The 18,203-nt window shown below is 65.3% G+C and carries 20 protein-coding genes; 12 read left to right on the top strand and 8 right to left on the bottom strand.

All coding sequences use genetic code 11. The annotated features are described in order from the left end of the window. Positions 1-31: 31 nt before the first annotated feature. The 5 genes from B2W55_RS20185 to B2W55_RS20165 all read left to right on the top strand — a co-directional run bounded on the left by B2W55_RS20185 (position 32) and on the right by B2W55_RS20165 (position 5,309). Entirely contained in the window at positions 32-721 is a 690-nt protein-coding gene (locus B2W55_RS20185) for an ArsR/SmtB family transcription factor (protein ID WP_024581179.1), read from the top strand. A gap of 32 nt (positions 722-753) precedes the next feature. Continuing rightward, positions 754-1,986, top strand: a complete 1,233-nt coding sequence (locus B2W55_RS20180) for an FAD-binding protein (RefSeq protein WP_024581178.1) — start codon at positions 754-756, stop codon at positions 1,984-1,986. Beyond that, the gene (gene glcF / locus B2W55_RS20175) at positions 1,983-3,299 is read left to right on the top strand and encodes a glycolate oxidase subunit GlcF (RefSeq protein ID WP_024581177.1); all 1,317 of its coding nucleotides are present in this window, start codon (positions 1,983-1,985) and stop codon (positions 3,297-3,299) included. Before B2W55_RS20180 ends, glcF begins: the two co-directional genes overlap by 4 nt. 256 nt (positions 3,300-3,555) lie before the next feature. Beyond that, the gene (locus B2W55_RS20170; protein ID WP_029879099.1) at positions 3,556-3,942 is read left to right on the top strand and encodes a hypothetical protein; all 387 of its coding nucleotides are present in this window, start codon (positions 3,556-3,558) and stop codon (positions 3,940-3,942) included. Positions 3,943-4,319: 377 nt separating this feature from the next. Further along, on the top strand, positions 4,320-5,309 hold the full coding sequence (locus B2W55_RS20165; RefSeq protein ID WP_024581175.1) for a TorF family putative porin: 990 nt from the start codon (positions 4,320-4,322) through the stop codon (positions 5,307-5,309). A gap of 149 nt (positions 5,310-5,458) precedes the next feature. On the opposite strand, the gene B2W55_RS20160 is transcribed toward B2W55_RS20165, so the two are convergent. Then, positions 5,459-7,204, bottom strand: a complete 1,746-nt coding sequence (locus B2W55_RS20160; protein ID WP_024581174.1) for an ABC transporter ATP-binding protein/permease — start codon at positions 7,202-7,204, stop codon at positions 5,459-5,461. A gap of 311 nt (positions 7,205-7,515) precedes the next feature. Between B2W55_RS20160 and B2W55_RS20155 the strand changes: the two genes are divergently transcribed. Together B2W55_RS20155 and B2W55_RS20150 are read left to right on the top strand one after the other, a co-directional pair. Beyond that, positions 7,516-9,186 carry an L-lactate permease gene (locus B2W55_RS20155; RefSeq protein WP_024581173.1) on the top strand — a complete coding sequence of 557 codons (1,671 nt, stop codon included), beginning with the start codon at positions 7,516-7,518 and terminating at the stop codon, positions 9,184-9,186. 150 nt (positions 9,187-9,336) lie between these two features. Then, entirely contained in the window at positions 9,337-9,753 is a 417-nt protein-coding gene (locus B2W55_RS20150; protein WP_024581172.1) for an META domain-containing protein, read from the top strand. A 15-nt stretch (positions 9,754-9,768) separates the two neighbouring features. Here B2W55_RS20150 and B2W55_RS20145 read toward each other — a convergent pair whose 3' ends face one another. After that, positions 9,769-10,371 (bottom strand): hypothetical protein, encoded by a 603-nt coding sequence (locus B2W55_RS20145; RefSeq protein WP_145987238.1) that lies wholly within the window; start codon positions 10,369-10,371, stop codon positions 9,769-9,771. A gap of 322 nt (positions 10,372-10,693) precedes the next feature. On the opposite strand from B2W55_RS20145, the gene B2W55_RS20140 reads away from it, so the two are divergent. The 3 genes from B2W55_RS20140 to B2W55_RS20130 all read left to right on the top strand — a co-directional run bounded on the left by B2W55_RS20140 (position 10,694) and on the right by B2W55_RS20130 (position 12,231). Beyond that, complete coding sequence (locus B2W55_RS20140) at positions 10,694-11,089, top strand: GNAT family N-acetyltransferase (protein ID WP_080890932.1); 396 nt, start codon at positions 10,694-10,696, stop codon at positions 11,087-11,089. 82 nt (positions 11,090-11,171) lie between these two features. Continuing rightward, positions 11,172-11,744, top strand: coding sequence for a bifunctional transcriptional activator/DNA repair enzyme AdaA (locus B2W55_RS20135; protein WP_024581169.1), 573 nt, complete (start codon positions 11,172-11,174; stop codon positions 11,742-11,744). Positions 11,745-11,763: 19 nt separating this feature from the next. Beyond that, entirely contained in the window at positions 11,764-12,231 is a 468-nt protein-coding gene (locus B2W55_RS20130) for a PaaI family thioesterase (protein ID WP_024581168.1), read from the top strand. A gap of 200 nt (positions 12,232-12,431) precedes the next feature. Here the strand turns inward: B2W55_RS20130 and B2W55_RS20125 are convergent, their stop codons facing one another. Continuing rightward, the gene (locus B2W55_RS20125; protein ID WP_024581167.1) at positions 12,432-12,959 is read right to left on the bottom strand and encodes an ester cyclase; all 528 of its coding nucleotides are present in this window, start codon (positions 12,957-12,959) and stop codon (positions 12,432-12,434) included. Between the two features lie 247 nt (positions 12,960-13,206). Between B2W55_RS20125 and B2W55_RS20120 the strand changes: the two genes are divergently transcribed. Further along, positions 13,207-13,413 carry a hypothetical protein gene (locus B2W55_RS20120; protein WP_024581166.1) on the top strand — a complete coding sequence of 69 codons (207 nt, stop codon included), beginning with the start codon at positions 13,207-13,209 and terminating at the stop codon, positions 13,411-13,413. A gap of 16 nt (positions 13,414-13,429) precedes the next feature. Here the strand turns inward: B2W55_RS20120 and B2W55_RS20115 are convergent, their stop codons facing one another. The 3 genes from B2W55_RS20115 to B2W55_RS20105 all read right to left on the bottom strand — a co-directional run bounded on the left by B2W55_RS20115 (position 13,430) and on the right by B2W55_RS20105 (position 15,769). Continuing rightward, positions 13,430-13,762: a hypothetical protein gene (locus B2W55_RS20115; protein ID WP_024581165.1), complete on the bottom strand. Its 333-nt coding sequence runs from the start codon at positions 13,760-13,762 to the stop codon at positions 13,430-13,432. Between the two features lie 142 nt (positions 13,763-13,904). Then, on the bottom strand, positions 13,905-15,104 hold the full coding sequence (locus B2W55_RS20110; protein WP_024581164.1) for a hypothetical protein: 1,200 nt from the start codon (positions 15,102-15,104) through the stop codon (positions 13,905-13,907). Positions 15,105-15,292: 188 nt separating this feature from the next. Beyond that, a complete protein-coding gene (locus B2W55_RS20105; protein ID WP_024581163.1) occupies positions 15,293-15,769 on the bottom strand; it encodes a MarR family winged helix-turn-helix transcriptional regulator in 477 nt (158 codons plus the stop codon). 97 nt (positions 15,770-15,866) lie between these two features. Here B2W55_RS20105 and B2W55_RS20100 point away from each other — a divergent pair, with 97 nt between their 5' ends. Next, positions 15,867-16,235 (top strand): antibiotic biosynthesis monooxygenase family protein, encoded by a 369-nt coding sequence (locus B2W55_RS20100; RefSeq protein ID WP_024581162.1) that lies wholly within the window; start codon positions 15,867-15,869, stop codon positions 16,233-16,235. 127 nt (positions 16,236-16,362) lie between these two features. On the opposite strand, the gene B2W55_RS20095 is transcribed toward B2W55_RS20100, so the two are convergent. Further along, entirely contained in the window at positions 16,363-16,653 is a 291-nt protein-coding gene (locus B2W55_RS20095) for a hypothetical protein (RefSeq protein ID WP_024581161.1), read from the bottom strand. 94 nt (positions 16,654-16,747) lie between these two features. Continuing rightward, on the bottom strand, positions 16,748-18,203 hold a 1,456-nt coding region (gene groL, locus B2W55_RS20090), incomplete at its 5' end, for a chaperonin GroEL (RefSeq protein WP_291532277.1).

Below are 18,203 nucleotides of genomic sequence, written 5' to 3'. Positions count from 1 at the left end.
GGGATGATTTCGACCGATGACGGAGCCGGCCATGCAGACCATCGCACCTGAGCTTGCCGAGCTGGCCGCCCTGATCGCCGATCCCGGGCGGGCCGGCATCCTGTCGCGGCTGATGGACGGGCGCGCGCAGACCGCAAGCGAGCTGGCACGGGTCGCCGGCGTGACGCCGCAGACCGCGAGCTGGCATCTTGCCCGGCTGGTCGAGCGCGCGCTGCTCAAGGTCGAGCGGCGGGGCCCGCGCCGCTTCTACCGGCTCGCCACCCCGCTGGTTGCGCAAATGCTCGAGGGGATGATGACGGTTGCAGCGATCGATCCGCATCCGTCCCGCCCGCCGCCGCGGATCGATGCGGAGATGCGCCGGGCCAGGACCTGCTACGACCATCTCGCCGGCGAGCTAGGCGTCGCGGTCACCGAGGCGATGCGGGAACATGGCCATCTCGAGCTGGATCAGGAGGCCGGCGAACTGACCGCCTCGGGCCGCGCATTGCTCGGTGATCTCGGTATCGACCTCCGTGCGCCGGCGCGCAGCCGGCGGGTCCTGTGCCGGCCCTGCCTCGACTGGAGCGAGCGGCGTCCGCATCTGGCCGGGCGGGCTGGCGCCGCGATCGCCGACCTCGCATTACGGCGGGACTGGATCCGGCGCCGGCCGCAAGGCCGCTCCGTCGAGATCACCGAGGCCGGACTTGCCGCCTTCAGAGATCTGTTCGGCGCGCGCATTTGATTTCGGAGCCAAATTTCGATACCGCCTTGCGGGTGGAAACGCTCAAAGTCAGAGATATCAAGGATGTCGAAGAGGTGGTGCGCGCGGCGGTCGCCAGCGAGCAGCCGCTTGAAATCATCGGTCATGGATCGAAGCGCGCCATCGGCCATCCGATGGCGACCAATGCGATGCTCGACGTCTCGGTGCTGAATGCCGTCACGTCTTATGAGCCGAACGAGCTGATCATCTCCGTACAGGCCGGCGCACCGCTTGCCGACGTGCAATCCCTGATCGACGCCAAGAACCAGCAATTCGCCTTCGAGCCGATGGACACCTCGGTGCTGCTCGGTGGCGCCGGGGCCGGCACGATCGGTGGCATGATCGGCGTGGGCCTTGCCGGTCCTCGCCGCATCAAGGCCGGCGGCGCCCGCGATCACCTGCTCGGGGCGCACGCGGTATCCGGGTTCGGCGACAGCTTCAAGACCGGTGGGCGGGTGGTGAAGAACGTCACCGGCTACGATCTCTGCAAGCTGCTCACCGGTTCCTGGGGCACGCTCGCGGTCATGACCGAGGTGACGCTCAAGGTCATGCCGAAGCCGGAGGCCGAGCGCACGCTGCTGCTGCGCGGGCTTGATGACGTCACTGCCAACAAGGCGATGACCGCGGCGCTGGGCTCGCCCTTCGACGTCTCTGGCGCGGCGCATCTGCCTTTGCCGGCGTTACAGGCCGGGGCGGAGGCATTCGCCGGGTTTACAGGCCAGCCCGTGACGCTGGTTCGCCTCGAGGGCATCGCCGCCTCGGCGGCGCACCGAGCCGCGTCGCTGAGCCAGACCCTGTCGAGCTTTGGAACCGTCGATCGCCTGGAGGATGATGCGTCGGCCGCGCTGTGGCGCGCGCTGCGCGACGTCGAGCCGTTCGCCGCGAAGGGCGCACGCGGGACGTGGCCGGTGTGGCGCATCGTCTGTCCGCCGGCGGCGGGAGGCGGGCTCGGCGCGGCGCTGACGCGCGAGACCGGCGCCGAGGTGATCTACGACTGGGGCGGCGGGTTGATCTGGGCCGCGCTGCCGCCTGGTACCGACGCGCAGGCCGTGGCGGTGCGCAGTCAGGTCGCGGCGATAGGCGGCCACGCCACCTTGATCCGCGCCAGCGAGGATGTGCGCCGCAGCGTCGATGTGTTCCAGCCGCAGGCGGCAGGGCTTGCCGCGCTCGGCGAGCGGGTGCGGGCGAGCTTCGATCCGAGGTCGATCCTCAACCGGGGCCGGATGACGCGAGGCGGGGCTAAATGAAGACCGAGTTTTCCCTGGCGCAACTCGCCGATCCCGACATCAAGGAAGCCGACAAGATCCTGCGCGCTTGCGTGCATTGCGGCTTCTGCACCGCGACCTGCCCGACCTATGTGCTGCTCGGCGACGAGCTCGATAGTCCGCGCGGCCGCATCTACCTGATCAAGGAGATGCTGGAGAAGGACAAGCCGCCGACCGCGGACGTGGTCAAGCATATCGACCGCTGCCTGTCGTGCCTTGCCTGCATGACCACCTGTCCATCGGGCGTGAACTACATGCACCTCGTCGACCAGGCCCGGGTCAGGATCGAGCGGGACTACCAGCGGCCGCTGACCGAGCGGCTGCTGCGGTCGGTGCTGTCCTATGTATTGCCGCGTCCGGGCCTGTTCCGGATCAGTATGATCCTGGCCGGGCTCGCCCGCCCGTTCGCAGCCCTGCTGCCGACGCCGTCGGTCGGTGCGTCGAGCCCGGGCCTGCTGCGGCGGATCAAGGCAATGCTGGCGCTCGCGCCGCGCGCCCTGCCGCAGCCTGGACCGGCCGCGGGAACCGTGTTTGCGCCGATCGGCCGGCGGCGCGGCCGGGTCGCGCTGCTGCAAGGCTGCGCCCAGCAGGTGCTGGCGCCACGGATCAATCAGGCTGCGATCAACGTGCTGACCCGGCACGGCGTCGAGGTTGTGCTGGTCAAGGACGAGCAATGCTGCGGCGCGCTGACCCATCATATGGGCCAGGACGGCGACGCACTGGCGCGTGCCCGGGCCAACATCGGAGTGTGGCAAAGGGAAGCGGAGCAGAATGGCCTCGACGCCATTCTGGTGACGACCTCGGGCTGTGGGACAGTTGTCAAAGACTACGGCTACCTGCTGCGCGAGGACAAAGCATTCGCGGAGCCGGCCAAGCGAATCTCGGCGCTGGCAAAGGATATCACCGAGTATCTCTCCACCCTCGAGCTCGCGCCATCAACGCAGAACGGCGACGTCACCGTCGCCTATCACTCGGCTTGTTCGTTGCAGCATGGACAGAAAATCACTCAACTTCCGAAAGAATTGCTTTCCAAGAATGGATTCGTGGTGAAAGATGTGCCGGAGAGCCATTTGTGTTGCGGTTCGGCGGGGACCTACAACATTCTCCAGCCCGACATTGCGAGCAGATTGCGCGATCGCAAGGTCGCCAATATTGCGCTTGTCAAACCGGACATGATCGCTGCGGGCAATATTGGCTGCATGGTTCAGATTGCCGGCGGCACGTCAGTTCCTGTGGTGCACACGATTGAGCTTCTCGATTGGGCGACAGGAGGCCCCCGGCCAGGATTGAATTGATCGACTGCCATTCGAGCATGATCCGGACCTCAGCCTTGCCCTGACGCAGCGTGTCTGACGCAGCTTGTCTGACGCAATGGGTCTGAAGCAATGTGAAGGTCTGGCGCTTCCCTGCCACAGACGCGAAGCGATCGCGCGGCCATCATGCCCGACAAGCGAAGTGGAGCTGCCTCTCCCCGAGGCGCAGCCAACGTCCGGCAAGCGATCACTTCAATACGCCCGGTGGACTCGTATCAGCGGCAACAGGAGGACCACGATGGCGAAGTCGAAGAAGGCGAAGAAAAGCAAGAAGGCCAAAAAGGCCAAGAAGGCGGTAGCGGCCAAGAAGAAGTCGGCCAAGAAGTCCGCGAAGAAGTCGGCCAAGAAGGCTGCGAAGAAATCGGCAAAGAAGGCGGCGAAGAAGACAGCCAAGAAGGCTGCAAAGAAGTCCGCCAAGAAGGCTGCGAAGAAGGCTGCCCCGAAGCAAGCCGCGCCCAAGAAGGCTGCGAAGAAAGCTGCCAGGAAGAGTGCGCCGAAGAAGGCCGCCGCGCCGGTCGCTGCACCCGCGGCGCCCGAGCCTGCGCCGCAGCCGGCCGCGAGCTGGGCAACGCCGAGCCACGAACCGGCGCCGAGCTGGGGCACCTCCGAGGGCGAGCACCACTAGCCGAACCTGGACCAGGGTTCACCTGATCGAAAGCCGCAGCGGTCGCCGCTGCGGCTTTTTCCGTATCGACGGCTGTCCGTGGTTTTGCGGGGAAGGCGATTCGCGAGGGCATCGCCAGCGGCCTGTCGGATTCCAGTTCGCATCGTGCTCAACCGGGACGGGAGCCGTCAGACTTGTGGTGCAAATGCAACACCCGTCAACCAACGTGTGGCGAGACTGCCAGAACGCCCAAAAAGGCGGCAGATGCATGTCTTTTCGCCTTCTCCAAAATGGGGGTGCGTTTCAGATTGGATACACGCGATTTAGTTGCAGTCCGTTATCGCGCGCCCTTGGGGGGCACCGGAGCAGGGCTGTCTGGAAAGTAGATGGGGACCGTCATGAAGAAACTGGCTTTGTTAGCAACGGCGCTAGCAATGATTTCGAGCTCGGCAATGGCAGCAGACATGGCGGTGAAGGCCGTCAAGGCGCCGCCGCCGGCTCCGTTCGATCCCTGGGATATCGCCTTCGGCGCCGGCATCGTCAGCGACTACATCTTCCGCGGCGTCACCCAGTCGAACCACAATCCGTCGGTCACCGCCTATTTCGAGCCGCGCTACAACGTCAACAAGGACCTGCAGCTCTATATCGGTACCTCGACCGAGAGCATCTCCTTCGCCAACCGCGCCGCCGCTGAAGTCGACGTCTACGGCGGTATCCGCCCGACCTTCGGCGCCTTCGCCTTCGACATCGGTGTCTGGGGTTACCTGTATCCGGGCGGGACCTGCTACTACGGCGCTGCGACCGACACCGCGGGCAAGCCGCTCGGCGCCGACTGCGCCGCCAACTTCCTGCTGAACGGCAACGTGATGAAGAAGGACGTCTCGTTCTTCGAAGTCTACGGCAAGGCGACCTGGACCATCAACGACAGCTGGGCGTTCACCATCAACGAGTACTACTCGCCGAACTTCCTCAACACCGGCGCCTGGGGCAACTACTCGTCGATCATCGGCAAGTACACCGCGCCCAGCACCGTGTTCGGCACCAGCGGCGTCGGCATGTATGTGTCGGGTGAGTTCGGCCGGCAGTGGCTCGGCACCTCGGACAGCTTCTACGGCGTCCCGGCGTTCCCGAACGGCATCAAGTACGCCGACTACAACACCTGGAATATCGGCATCGGCTTCACCTACAAGGTGTTCACGCTCGACCTGCGCTATTCCGACACCGACCTGTCGAAGGGCAATTGCAGCGCCTTCACCAGCGACTTCACCGCCGGAGGAACCACCAACGTCACCCCGATCAATCCGGGCGGCACTGGCTCCAACTGGTGCGGCGCGGCCGGCATCGCCAAGCTCTCGGTCGACCTGACCGCGATGTCCAACCTGAAGTAATTTCCTCGTCCGAGGATCGAGGGGCGGCAGAGCGATCTGCCGCCCTTTTTGTTTTGTGCGGCTTTGCTGTCGTCGGCCAGTTCCGCGGCGTCGATTTCACCTCTCCCAAGGGAGAGGTGAACCGTGCCTATGGCCCTCACTCCGCTCGCCTACGACGCGGCGACCTTGACCGCGTCGCGCACGGTGAAGCGATCGCCGTCGCGGACCAGCGCGACGTTGCGCTGATGGAAGGCTTCGAGGGTCGAGCGGTGGCCGATCGACACCACCGTGGTGTCGGGCAGCTTCTCGGCGATCAGGCTGTACAGCGCGGCTTCCGAGGGTTCGTCGAGCGAGGCGGTCGCCTCGTCGAGGAACAGGAATTGCGGAGCATGCAGCAGCGCGCGGGCGATGCCGAGCCGCTGTTGCTCGCCGAGCGACAGCATCCGGTTCCAGTGCGCCTCTTCCTCGAGCCGCGCTGCGAGCTGCGGCAGGCCGACGGCGACGAGGACATCGCGGACCCGTGCCGTGTCGAATTGCGCAGCTTCGCCCGGATAGACGATGGCACTATGCAGCGACCCGATCGGCAGATAGGGACGTTGCGGCAGCGTCATCAGCCTGGCATCGGATGGGATCTCGACCGCGCCGCTACCGAACGGCCAGATGCCGGCCACGGCGCGGAACAGCGTCGACTTGCCGGCGCCGGAGGGGCCGGTCACCAGCGTCCGCTCGCCGGGACGGAAGGAGAAGCGCTCGGCCGCGACCAGCGGTGTGCCGTTCGGCAGCTTGACCAGGAGCTGCGGCAGGGTGATCGCGGCGCCGGAGGCGAGCTTTTCATGGATTGCGGCGGGATCGTTCGCAAGCTTCTCGGCGGCCCCGATCGAGTGCTCGAAGCCGTCGAGACGGGCAATCGTGGCGCGCCATTCGGCCAGGGTCCGGTAGGCCGAGACGAAGAACGAGAGCGAGTCCTGGACCTTGCCGAATGCCTCGACGATCTGGATCAGGGCGCCGAGCTGCACCGTCTTGCTGGTGAAATAGGCCGGCCCTGCGAGCGCGAACGGAAACACCACCGACGCCTGCGCATAGCTTCCCGTGAAGGCGGTCAGCCGCTTGGTCCGTCGCATGATGTCGTACCAGTTGCCGATCACCCGACCGAAACGCGCCGACAGCCGCTCGCGTTCGGCCGGCTCGCCCTTGAGCAGGGCAATCTGCTCGGAGTTCTCGCGCACCCGCACCAGGTTGAAGCGGAAGTCGGCTTCCAGTCGCTGCTGGTCGAAGCTGAGATTGACCAGCGGCGAGCCGATCCACTGCGTCAGCGCCGTTCCGATCACCGCATAGATGATTGCGGCCCAAACCAGATAGCCCGGAATCGAAACGTCGACGCCGAACAGCAGCAGCGGCAGGACCGCCGACAATCCCCACAGGATCACCACGAAGGAGGCGAGCGAGACGACCGCGTTCAACAGCCCGATGCTGATCCCCAGCGTCTGGCCAACGAACAGCTTGACGTCGTCGGTGATGCGCTGGTCGGGGTTATCGGCGGCGTCGCCGGCAAGTTGCATGCGGTAGTGGTTGCCGCCACGCATCCATTCGCGGAGATATTTGCCGGTCATCCAGTTGCGCCAGCGGATCTGCAGCCACTGGTTCAGATAGAGCTGATAGATCTGAAGCACCACCGACGCCGTCGCGATCAGGGTGAACACCAGCAATTCGCGCTTGAACGTGCTCCAATCCTTGTCCTGCATCGCGGTGTAGAAGCGATTGCGCCACTGATTGATCAGCACGTCGAGCCCGACGGATACCAACTCCATCGCAATCAGCGTGGCAAGCAGGATACGGCCTGCCCATTTGTCCTCGGAGTTGAAATAGGGCGAGGCGATGCGCCACACCGTCGCGAGCGTCGAGCGGATGTTGTTCACAGATTATCGTCTCCGGGGAATGGCCAGCAACGGCCTTAAGAATCGGGACAATCTAAGGGGTTCTCGACTAAAGTCGTAGAACTGGCATGCAAGCGTTGGCTTGTCCCGACGATCGAGTCAACCCTAGCATGACGACAACGGCGAGGGGCGGGGGACCTTCGTTTTTTCGCGAGGATGTGAGCGATCCTTACCGATCGTTCATTCGCGAGCCGGGGCTACAGACTTTTCACGACGGACTCCCGCGATCGCACCAGCGCGCCTGCCTGCACCGAGGCCGGCGCGCTGCATAAGAAGCATGGGGAGGACCCGAGATGAACACCTGGAATCAAATCTACAATCCATTGGGCAATGCGGGGCTATCGACGTTGGCTGCCGCCATTCCCGTGGTCACGCTGCTGGTCCTGATCGCCAGCGGCAGGGTCAAGGCGCATATCGCGGCGATCATCGCCGTCATCGTCACCAACCTGATCACGATCTTCATCTTCACGATGCCGGCAAGCATGTCGATCCGCGCATCGGTCCTCGGCATCGTGACCGGGTTCTTTCCGATCGGCTGGATCGTGCTCAATGTCATCTTCCTCTACCAGGTCACGGTGAGGTGCGGGAAGTTCGAGCTCTTGAAGCGCGCGGTCGGCGGCGTCACCGAGGATCGCCGGTTGCAGCTGTTGCTGATCGCGTTCTCGTTCGGCGCCTTCTTCGAGGGCGCCTCGGGCTTCGGTACGCCGGTCGCGATCACCGGCGCGGTGCTGATCGGGCTCGGCTTCTCGCCGCTCGCAGCCTCCGGCCTGTCGCTGATCGCCAATACCGCGCCGGTCGCGTTCGGCGCGCTGGGCACGCCGATCCAGGGCCTCGCCTCGGTCACCGGGCTCGATCCCTACATCCTCGGCGCGATGGTCGGCCGGCAATTGCCGCTGTTCTCGTTGATCGTGCCGTTCTGGGTGGTGTGGGCGTTCGCGGGCTGGCGCGGCATGAAGGAAGTGTGGCCGGCGATCCTGGTCACCGGCGTGTCGTTTGCGATCCCGCAATATGTGATCTCGAACTACATCAATCCGTGGATCGTCGACATCGGGGCGTCACTGATCTCGATGGGCGCCCTGATCCTGTTCCTGAAGGTCTGGCAGCCGCAACAGCTCTGGCTGTCGCCGAAGCTGCGCGGCCGCGATGAATCGGCGGCGACGATGCAGGCCGCACCGCCGCTCGACAAGACGCCGCTGACCCAGGGCGAATTGTGGAGCGCGCTGCTGCCGTGGATCATCGTCTGCATCCTGATGCTGGTCTGGGGCAACGGCGCCTTCAAGACCTGGGCCAACGCCAACTTCGTCTGGAACTATCCGGTCCCCGAACTCGACAAGCTGATCTTCAAGGTGCCGCCGGTGGCCGCCAAGCCGACGGCGGAAGGCGCGGTGTTCGCGTTCACCTGGCTGTCGTTCACCGGCACCGGCATGCTGATCGCGGCGATCATCTCGGGTCTCCTGATGGGCTTCTCGCCGCTCAAGCTGATCGCCGAATATGGCCGCACCATCCGCCTCTGCGCGATCTCGCTGATCACGATCTCGGCGATGCTGGCGATCGGCACGCTGACCCGGCTGTCCGGCGTCGACGCCACCCTCGGTCTCGCTTTCGCGGCGACCGGCGTGCTGTATCCGTTCTTCGGCACCTTGCTCGGCTGGCTGGGCGTGGCGCTGACCGGATCGGACACGGCCTCCAACGTGCTGTTCGGCAATTTGCAGAAGATCACCTCCGAGCAGCTCGGCCTGTCGCCGATCCTGATGGCGGCGGCGAACTCGTCCGGCGGCGTGATGGGCAAGATGATCGACGCGCAATCGATCGTGGTCGCCTCGACCGCGACCAACTGGTACGGCCACGAGGGCTCGATCCTGCGCTACGTATTCCTGCACTCGATCGTGCTGGCGTGCCTGGTCGGCCTGTTCGTGACGTTGCAGGCCTATGTCTATCCGTTCACGGAGATGGTGCTGAAATAACCCGGCGCGGCGTCGCCCAAACGACAATCCCCGCGGGTGCGAGCCCGCGGGGATTTCGTTTGTCGCGCATCTTTTCCCGCGCCGCCAAGCTGGCCAATCGCAGCCTCGTCCCATACAAGGGCGGCGTCGCAATTGCTGGGAATGAATGGCATGAGTTCGATGAAGCGGATCTTGAACGGCGGCATGGCGGCGCTGGCGCTGGTCGCAGCGGCGCTTGCCGCGGTTCCGGCCAAGGCCCAGGAGGAGTTCCCGTTCGGCTTCGTGATGACGCTCGACGCCGCGCGCATGCCGGGCTCGAAACGGATTCCCTCGATCGAGGTCGGCGACAATGGCGAGGTGATCCTCGAACTGTGGTGCGACGGCGGCAAGGGCCAGTTCTCGGTTGCCGGCAACACCATCGTGTTCGTTCCCGGCGCGATGGAGAACCGCAGTTGCACGCCGGACCGCGCGCAGGCCGACAAGGACCTGCTCGCGGCGCTTGGCGACATGACGAGCTGGCGGCGCCAGGGTGATCAGGTCACGTTCATCGGCAGCAGGCAGCTGCGCTTCGTGATCAACAGCAACTAGAGCCGTTTCGTCCGCTCAGGGCGTCGCGATCAATCCGCTCGCGGTGGCGACGATCCAGCGGTTGCCCCAGCGCACGATGGAATCGACCCGCCCCAATCCTGGCACCAGGTCGCCGCGCGCGGCCATCTTGACGCCGTCCGGTCCCTCCAGCACGGCGGTGCCGTCGCGGACTTCGACCACCGACCATCCGGGGATGGTGCTCGGCCGCGTCTCCGGTCCCGCTGCAAGCTGCGGCTTCGAGCCGAGCGCGGCGGCTTGCGCGCCGAGCGTGGTCGGAGCGGCGCCGAGCACTTGCGGGCGCGGATTGACGACGGTCTTGGGAATGCTGCCGGTGACCGACGGCTCGGCGGAGGCGGTCCGGCGCGGGGTTTCGCTCTTTCGGCTCGGCGGCGCCTCCGCGACGTGCGGGGCGGGCGCTTCCTTCTGGGCCACCGGGATCGGCGCGGCGCCAGCGAAGTCGTGCCAGTTGGCGCCGCCGGTCCAGCCGAGCACGAAGCTCGCGGCGAGCGCGGTGGCTGCCAGCAGCGCGGTGCCGATCCGATCGGCGAACGGCTCCCGCAGCAGCAGGGCGGCGTCATGATTTTCGCCTGAAACATCCCAGAGGTCTGCCGTCTGCACCGGCGAATGACCCTCCGTCGCATCTGTTGGCCAGATGCTCGCAGCACTGATCGGCTCGCGGTCTTGCATGGCGTGACCTGTGTTCGGTGCGACGATGATGATCCTCGAAACTGAATCGAGCCTTAATTTTCGGTGACCGAACTGCGGCAGCACGAAGCCTTTTGGTCGCAGGTACCCGTAGATTGACGGGAAAGCGGCGCCGGCCGACAGTTGCGGCGACAATCCCTCCAGCCGGCGCCTGGTCGTGTCCGAGATCCGCAAGCCCGCGATCAGCATCGCTCCCGAAGACCCAAGGCAGCCGGAGGTCCGGCAGCTGATCGCGATGTCGGATGACTATCTGGTGGCGCTGTATCCGTCCGCCAGCAATCACCTCGTCGGCGTCGTGGCGCTCGCGGCTCCCAGCGCGGTGTTTCTGGTCGCGCGCGTCGACGGCGAGGCGCTTGGGGCGATCGCGTTCCGGCCGATCGCGCCTGATCACGCGGAGATGAAGCGGATGTTCGTGCGCGCCGACGCGCGTGGACGGGGGCTTGGCCGTCGTTTACTTGAGGCGCTGGAAGACGCGGCGCGCAGCCGGCAGATCACGCGCATCAGCCTGGAGACCGGCATCCGGCAGCCCGAGGCGATCGCGCTCTATCGCGCCTCGGGTTACCGGGAGTGCCCGCCGTTCGGCAGCTACGCGCCCGATCCGCTCAGCCTGTTCATGACCAAGCATCTCTGAGCCCGGCGCGCAGCGGTCGTTTCCGGACGTCGTCTCCGCAAACCGGGTCGCCGCCGCAATCGCGCGCGGCTATAGCGGTTGCATGCTCGATTTCGCCGCACAGTATGCAGCCTTTCAGCGCCGCGATCCGGCCTGGGACGGCGTCGTGTTCGTCGCGGTCAAGACCACGGGCGTGTATTGCCGCCCAGTGTGTCGGGCGCGCACGCCGCTCGCGCGCAATGTGCGGTTCTATGGCAGCGCGGCGTCGGCCGAGCGCGCCGGCTTCCGGCCTTGCCTGCGCTGCCGCCCGGAGGCGGCTCCGTTCTGCCCGGCATGGAAGGGCACCAGGACGACCGTCGAGCGCGCGCTGGCGCTGATCGAGCAAGGTGCGCTCGATCGCGGCAACGTCGCGGCGCTTGCCGATCGGCTCGGCGTCGGCGCGCGGCATCTGTCGCGATTGTTCGCCGAGCATCTCGATGCCTCGCCGTTCCAGGTCGCACTTTCGCTGCGCGTGCAGCGTGCCAAGCGGCTGATCGACGGCGGCGATCTTCCGCTCGCGCTGGTGGCGCAACGCGCCGGCTTCTCCAGCACCAGGCGCATGAATGCCGCCTTCACAAAACTTGATGGCCGCTCGCCCGCCTCGCTACGTCGGAGGGCGGGCACCACGATGCAATGAACCTCAACGGAGACCCGCAATGGCCAAGAGCTACGGCACTGTCAGTACGGAACAGAAACAGCAAATGAGCGGCCTCGAGTTCGTGCAGGGATTGGCTTCCGGCGCGCTGCCGCTCAACACCATCGCGCGCACCCTGGGTTACGACGTCGCCGAGGCCGAACGCGGCCGCGTCGTCGTCACGCTGCTGCCGACCGATGCGCATCTCAATCCGGCGGGCACCGTGCATGGCGGTCTCACCGCGACGCTGCTCGACAGCTGCATGGGTCTTGCGGTGCAGTCGATGCTCGACGCCGGCACCAGCCAGACCACGCTCGAGTTCAAGATCTCGCTGGTGCGGCCGATCACGCCGGAGACCGGCCCGATCCGGGCCGAAGGCCATGTGCTCAATTGCGGCCGCCGTGTCGGCACCGCCGAGGGCAGGGTCACCGACGACAAGGGCCGGCTGCTCGCCCACGGCACCACGACGTGCCTGATCTTCCAGGCTTGAGCCAGATCCGCTGCGGAGCAATTGCGCCTGCATCGCGTGGTGCGATGCAGGCGCAATGATATTTGGAATCCGTCCAGCGAGGGCGCGTCTTAGAGACCTTCAAGTTCGCCAGGCCGATCGATTGCGCTACCCGAACGCGCAACAAGCGCGTTCGGGAGTTGTGATGCGATCGTCGATCAAGCCGTGGGATCCGGCCGTGCTCAGCGCGGCCCCTCCGGATATCCCGACATGTTGTTCCAGCCGGCAGGCAACTCGCCGCCCGGCCGTGCCGCGGGGCCGGCGTGTTCGGGCAGGCGGATCAGGCCGAGTTGCAGCATGGCGGTGATCGCGTCCTCCTGTCCGAGCTCTTCGGCGATCCGTCCCTCCCGCACGCGCAGCACGGTGGTGCCGGTGAACCTCATCTGGCGACCCGAAGCCGCGGGAAGCGAGCCGAGGCGGAAGTCGCTGAATGCAGGTCCGGTGTGGGTGCCGCCGCCTTCCCAGCGGCCGACCACGAGATCGTCTTCCGCGACGAGATCGCCGACGCCCCAGAAATTGAGATCGGGAAACGCTTCGCGAAACTCGGTCATGAATTTCGTGACGGCGGCGCGGCCGCGCTTCGGTTCATGCATCGGGTAGTGCACGACGATGTCGGCGGTTGCGAGCTCGTTGATGATGCGCGGATTCCAGGGATTGCCCCAAAATTCCTTGAACCATCGGCCGACCACGTTCTTGTTGTCCTCTGACATCTGCTCGTCTCCTTTTGCGCATTGCCGGTATCGTGGCCGGCGTGGTGTCGATGCGCGCAGTCAACATTCACAGAGCTGCGTCGGACACCCGATTCCAGATCGGGCGTGCGATCACGACCGAATCGAAATTCCGCTTTGCCGATATGCCGCTTGGCGCAAGTCTTCGGGTGCCATGGCGCAATCGGGAAACGGGTGGTTCGCAGAGCACGAACGCGAAATCGTGTTGGCATGAATACAGGAGACGATCATGCGCAAATTCCATTCGATTGCCGCGCCGTGCGGCGACGGGCTCAGGCCCGAATTGCAGGCGCTGTTCGAGCGCCTTGCGATCGATCCACATTCCGAACTGTTCGTCAGGGACGACGGGATGCTTCAGTGCGGCCCGGATCCTGCTGCGGAGACAGCAAGCAAGAGACACGCGAATGTCGTCCCGCTGCCGAACCGGGCGGCCTGACTCGGCCGACCGTGAGCTACACGGAGCTGCGCGTGAGCAGAAGGAAGAGGAGGCAGAAGCCGAGGATCGTGAATGGATAGAGCAGGATCAGCATCACTGACGCCATCATGACCTCGCCACGGACGTCGAAGAAGAACGGCGCAAGCTCAAACGGCATCACCACGCCGATGCCGGCGCTGATACTCCCGATCGTCACCAGCAGCCCGCGGAATTCGGGCCTGTCGTGTCGCACGGTGCCGGCGAAGAAGAAGCAGGTGATGGTTGCGGCGACAAAGACCGCCTCGGTCACGCGTATCAGCGTGACCGGCCAGTCGTTCCCCGGGACGAGATAGCCAAACACAAACAGCATGCCGACCCCTCCGGACGGGATTGTGCTGAAGCGCAGTCCCTAGAGCCTTTTCCGTTCCGATTGAATTGGAACGGGGCCTCTAGATTCTTGTTTTGACGCGTTTTCTTGACGCGAACCGGCGTCCACTTCGTTGGAAAGCGCTCTAGCGCCACACCGACTTGTCGGCGTCCCAGCGCTGGCCCTTGAACTCCCTGAGCAGCGCGTCGATCGCGCCGTTGTCGTCCTTGGTCTCGCTGCCTTCCTCGTCGCTGCTGGAATCGTCGGAGAGATTGAGCTTGGCGCCGGCGCTGTCGTCCGAGGTCGAGACGGTGGGGCTCGAGACCCACAGCATCAGCCGGTCCGAGCTGCCGGGCTTGTCCGGCGAGACGAGGGCGGTGACCTCGTAATTCTGGGTGAGGCTGAGCGCGGGAAACACCGGGCTCGGCCGTTTCAGCACCAGCTTGAGCTTGCCGGTGTTGGCGTTCCAGGTTGCCGAGGCAGGCTTTGCCGCGAGCGTCTTCGCCAGCACGCCCGCGATCGCCGACGCGAGCTTGTCCTTGTTGATCTTGTCGCCGTCGCGCCAGTCGGCGGCGGCAAAGCGGATGGTGCGATCCATCTCGACCACGCCGCTGGTCCAGCCGGCCGCGGTTACGCCGGGCGCTGCTTTCGCCTTGGCGAGCAGCGCGCTTGCGTGTTCGGGATCGACCGTGAGGTTGATGGTCTGCTCGCCGGCGCGCATCGCGTCGCAGGTCACCGCCAGGCTTGAGGTGCCGATCTCGACGGCCTCGCCGCGCAGGCCCTTGAGGAAATCCGCCACCGCATCCAGCTTCACGCGCACGCCGATCGATTCCGGCGAGACGTCGGTGAAATCCTTCGGCTGCGCCGTGATGCCGTCGTCGGTGCCCTGGTTGTCCTGGAATTCCTTCTCGCTGAGGTCGGAATTGTCAGACGAGGCGACCTCGGTCACGGTCTGGCCGATCGTGATCTGGCCGCGGAACTCGAAGCCGTCACCGCTCTGCTTGCGATTCAGCTTGACGGTGATCGGCTGCTTGTCGACCACGCTCTGCGCCGTGCCCGAGAGAGTCTGGCCATTGACGGCGAGATTGGCGACGAAGCGGTCCTTGCGGCCGGAATTCCTGTCGGTGGGATAACACAGGTCGAGCACCGCCGCGGTCACGGTCTTGCCTTGGCGGGTTTCCTTCAGGACGACGTCGGCGTTGCCGTCCATTAGGCCGTCGATCGAGGTGAAATAGCGCGTCTCGGGTCCATTGGCCGGCGCCGCCTTCGATTGCAGCTTGATCTGGGCAACAGCAGGCGCCGAGGCGACGGCAAGTCCGAGCAGCAGGAGCGGGAGCGCGCGCATACGATAAGTCCTCGAAGGGCAGAATCGGTTCCGTCGTAACTAGCAAACCTCCGTGTCATTGGCCAAAAAAGAAGGCCGCCTAACGGCGGCTATCAATTTCGAGCGACCTGACGATCGGCACTGTCGCGACCGGGCGTGGCCGTCCGACGGACGATGTCGCTTCCATGACAAACGGAGGCGGCTTCGCGTCACGCGCGGGCGTCGGGTTCCTCGCCGTTCTCCAGCCGGCCGCGCAGCGTGCTCACGATCCGGCTCACGGTTTCGATGTCCTTGATCGACAGCCCGTCGGCGAGGCCGTTCACCCAGGGCAGTTGCAGGCGCATCGCGGCGTCGAAAGCCTGCTGTCCCTTGCCGGTCAGCACCACGAGCTGGGCGCGGCGGTGATGCGGATTGGTCTCGAATGCGACCAGCCCGTCCCGTTCGAGGTCGTTGACGATCCGCTGCACGTTCTGTCGGGCGGCGCCGAGGTCGCGCGCCAGCCAGGCGACCGGTTGCGCCCGCTCTGCGGCGACGATGGCGCCGAGGATCTGCCAACGCGCGCTGGTCAGCCCGAGCCCGGCCACCAGCCGGTCACCTGAGGTGAACAGCAGGCTGTTGAGCCTGAACAGGTCGGGAATCAGGCTGCTCAGGACTTCGCCTGCCGGGGTTCGCTTGGTCTGGGGCATTTGTCACCATGAAGGTATATTGACATCATAATGTCAATATCTACATGTATCCATCATCACGGAATGACATCATAGCACCATATCGACGGAGCCAACCATGCCGCAGATGCGTCCCCTCGACCCCGCATTCCCGATCGACCGCCAGCTCGCGGTCGACGCCAGCAATGTCGTGCTCGTCAATCTCTTCACGCTCGATGCGGCCGATGAGGACAGCTTCCTGAAGGCTTGGCAGGACGACGCCGCCATCATGAAGCGGCAGCCCGGCTTCATCTCGACCCAGCTGCACCGCGCGATCGGCGACAGCCCGGCCTACCTGAACTACGCGGTCTGGGAATCCACCGCCGCCTTCCGCGCGGCGTTTGCGAACCCCGAGTTCAGGGCCAAGCTCTCGGCCTATCCGGCCTCGGCGGTGGCATCGCCGCATCTGTTCCAGAAGGTCGCGGTGTCGGGCGTGTGCGTGGCGTAGATCGGATTGACATGAAGTTGAACCGGTAGGGCGGATTAGCCGAAGGCGTAATCCGCCGTTCGCGGAGAGATGCGGCGGATTACGCTTCGCTAATCCGCCCTACGATCTGCGATGTGCGCCGCGTAACTCAACTCTGAACCAGCATGCTAACGCCGAGCGTGGCAGTGGCAGCCAGAAAGGCTATGTCGAGAAATCGCAGCGGCGCTTTCGGACGATGACCGGCCGCACCGGCAACGATGCAATACAGGCCATAGGCTGCTGCGAGGACGATGAACGTGAGCGTCTGCTTGAACCAGAACGTCACGACGACCGCGAAATCATCGATGCTGTCCTGGGCATAAGCGCCCAACGCGAGCACTGCGCCGATCGCGTAGAACAAGGTCAGCGTTGTCGTCAGTGACTTGGCGTCGCGGGACATCAGACGGTCCTTACCTCTCGAGCGTCATCAAATTGCAAAAAAGAAGGCCGCCCGGAGGCGGCCTTCGATCTCGATGCGGAGGTGCGGAGCAGGCTCAGAAGCCGCCCATGCCGCCCATTCCACCCATGCCGCCGCCGCCCGGCATCGCCGGCGCCGCGTCCTTCGGCACTTCGGCGACCATGGCCTCGGTGGTCACCAGCAGGCCGGCGACCGAGGAGGCGTCCTGCAAGGCGGTGCGCACCACCTTGGCGGGGTCGATGATGCCCTTGTCGACCATGTCGACATAATCCTCGGTCTGGGCGTCGAAGCCGAAGGTCTCCGACTTGTTCTCGAGGATCTTGCCGACCACGATCGAGCCCTCGACGCCGGCGTTCTCCGAGATCTGGCGGATCGGAGCTTCCAGCGCCTTGAGCACGATGTTGATGCCAGCCTGGACGTCGGCATTCGGGTTGGTGAGACGGCCGACCGCCTTCTTGGCGCGCAGCAGCGCGACGCCGCCGCCCGGCACGATGCCTTCCTGCACCGCGGCGCGGGTCGCGTTCAGCGCGTCCTCGACACGGTCCTTCTTCTCCTTGACCTCGACCTCGGTGGCACCGCCGACCTTGATGACGGCAACGCCGCCGGCGAGCTTGGCAAGGCGCTCCTGAAGCTTCTCACGGTCGTAGTCCGAGGTGGTTTCCTCGATCTGCGCCTTGATCTGACCAACGCGGGCGTCGATGTCCTTCTTCTTGCCGGCGCCCTTGACGATCGTGGTGTTCTCCTTGTCGATCACGATCTTGCCGGCGCGGCCGAGCATGTTGACCGTGACGTTCTCGAGCTTCATGCCGAGGTCGTCGGAGATCAGCTGACCGCCGGTCAGGATCGCGATGTCCTCCAGCATCGCCTTGCGGCGATCGCCGAAGCCCGGCGCCTTGACGGCGGCGACCTTGAGCCCGCCGCGCAGGCGGTTGACCACCAGGGTCGCCAGCGCCTCGCCCTCGACGTCTTCGGCGAGGATCAGGAGCGGACGGCCGGACTGCACCACGGCTTCCAGCACCGGCAGCATCGCCTGGAGGCCGGACAGCTTCTTCTCGTGCAGCAGGATGTAGGCATCCTCGAGCTCGGCGGTCATCTTCTCGGCGTTGGTGATGAAGTAGGGGCTGAGGTAGCCGCGATCGAACTTCATGCCCTCGACGATGTCGACCTCGGTCTCGAGCGACTTGTTCTCCTCGACGGTGATGACGCCTTCGTTGCCGACCTTCTGCATGGCCTGCGCGATCATCTTGCCGATCGCGGTGTCGCCATTGGCCGAGATGGTGCCGACCTGGGCGACTTCGGAGGAGGCGGCGACCGGCTTGGCGCGCTTCTCGATGTCCTTGATCACGGCGGCGACGGCGATGTCGATGCCGCGCTTGAGGTCCATCGGGTTCATGCCGGCAGCGACCGACTTGGCACCCTCGCGGACGATGGCCTGGGCCAGCACGGTCGCGGTGGTGGTGCCGTCACCGGCGGTGTCGTTGGTCTTGGAAGCGACCTCGCGCAGCATCTGCGCGCCCATGTTCTCGAACTTG

This window comes from Bradyrhizobium sp. UBA2491 (assembly GCF_002341725.1).
In the GTDB taxonomy this organism is placed as follows: Bacteria; Pseudomonadota; Alphaproteobacteria; order Rhizobiales; family Xanthobacteraceae; genus Bradyrhizobium.
This window is presented reverse-complemented; position numbering and strand designations above follow the sequence as displayed.

Coding starts and splice junctions, on each gene's coding strand:
- B2W55_RS20165 (WP_024581175.1), top strand. CDS start 4,320: ATGAAGAAACTGGCTTTGTTAGCAACGGCGCTAGCAATGATTTCGAGC.
- B2W55_RS20150 (WP_024581172.1), top strand. CDS start 9,337: ATGAGTTCGATGAAGCGGATCTTGAACGGCGGCATGGCGGCGCTGGCG.
- B2W55_RS20115 (WP_024581165.1), bottom strand. CDS start 13,762: ATGCTGTTTGTGTTTGGCTATCTCGTCCCGGGGAACGACTGGCCGGTC.
- B2W55_RS20105 (WP_024581163.1), bottom strand. CDS start 15,769: ATGCCCCAGACCAAGCGAACCCCGGCAGGCGAAGTCCTGAGCAGCCTG.
- B2W55_RS20125 (WP_024581167.1), bottom strand. CDS start 12,959: ATGTCAGAGGACAACAAGAACGTGGTCGGCCGATGGTTCAAGGAATTT.
- B2W55_RS20095 (WP_024581161.1), bottom strand. CDS start 16,653: ATGTCCCGCGACGCCAAGTCACTGACGACAACGCTGACCTTGTTCTAC.
- B2W55_RS20155 (WP_024581173.1), top strand. CDS start 7,516: ATGAACACCTGGAATCAAATCTACAATCCATTGGGCAATGCGGGGCTA.
- B2W55_RS20130 (WP_024581168.1), top strand. CDS start 11,764: ATGGCCAAGAGCTACGGCACTGTCAGTACGGAACAGAAACAGCAAATG.
- B2W55_RS20140 (WP_080890932.1), top strand. CDS start 10,694: ATGTCGGATGACTATCTGGTGGCGCTGTATCCGTCCGCCAGCAATCAC.
- B2W55_RS20135 (WP_024581169.1), top strand. CDS start 11,172: ATGCTCGATTTCGCCGCACAGTATGCAGCCTTTCAGCGCCGCGATCCG.
- B2W55_RS20120 (WP_024581166.1), top strand. CDS start 13,207: ATGCGCAAATTCCATTCGATTGCCGCGCCGTGCGGCGACGGGCTCAGG.
- B2W55_RS20110 (WP_024581164.1), bottom strand. CDS start 15,104: ATGCGCGCGCTCCCGCTCCTGCTGCTCGGACTTGCCGTCGCCTCGGCG.
- B2W55_RS20185 (WP_024581179.1), top strand. CDS start 32: ATGCAGACCATCGCACCTGAGCTTGCCGAGCTGGCCGCCCTGATCGCC.
- B2W55_RS20100 (WP_024581162.1), top strand. CDS start 15,867: ATGCCGCAGATGCGTCCCCTCGACCCCGCATTCCCGATCGACCGCCAG.
- B2W55_RS20170 (WP_029879099.1), top strand. CDS start 3,556: ATGGCGAAGTCGAAGAAGGCGAAGAAAAGCAAGAAGGCCAAAAAGGCC.
- glcF (WP_024581177.1), top strand. CDS start 1,983: ATGAAGACCGAGTTTTCCCTGGCGCAACTCGCCGATCCCGACATCAAG.